Source organism: Paenibacillus sp. 2TAB23, assembly GCF_052115165.1.
Lineage (GTDB): Bacteria > Bacillota > Bacilli > Paenibacillales > Paenibacillaceae > Pristimantibacillus.
Window position 1 is genome coordinate 1 of the sequence record NZ_JBFRGD010000082.1, and the last position, 433, is coordinate 433.

General features: G+C 64.4%; 1 protein-coding gene and 1 pseudogene. Both read right to left on the bottom strand.

Annotated elements, in window-relative coordinates:
* Positions 1 to 43 precede the first annotated feature (43 nt).
* Positions 44 to 229: a 50S ribosomal protein L30 gene (rpmD, locus tag AB4Z29_RS32390; protein ID WP_441946964.1), complete on the bottom strand. Its 186-nt coding sequence runs from the start codon at positions 227 to 229 to the stop codon at positions 44 to 46.
* Between the two features lie 3 nt (positions 230 to 232).
* Positions 233 to 433: pseudogene (locus tag AB4Z29_RS32395) on the bottom strand (hypothetical protein); the annotation flags it as partial.

The window sequence follows — 433 nt, forward strand, 5'->3', positions numbered from 1 at the left end:
GGCTTTCACCGGGGTGGCGATTTCGGTTCGTCCAGTAACAGACTTACTCGACGATTTCCAGCAGGTGCTGGACCTTGCGGATCATGCCGCGGACCGACGGGGTGTCTTCCAGCGTGGACATGCGGCCCAGCTTGTTGAGACCCAGACCGGCGAGCGTGGCGCGCTGGTCCTTTTCACGACGGATCGGCGAACCGGTCTGGCGCAGGGTGACGGTTTTAGCTTCAGCCATGACTTAGCCCTCGATGGCTTCCGGCGACGAAGCGCCGTCGGCGCGACGGCCGAGGATGTCGCCAACCTTCTTGCCGCGCTTGGCGGCGATCTGGCGGGGCGACGACTGCACCTTGAGGGCTTCGAACGTGGCGCGCACCATGTTGTACGGGTTCGAGGAACCCGTCGACTTGGCCACGACGTCCTGGACGCCCAGGGTTTCGAG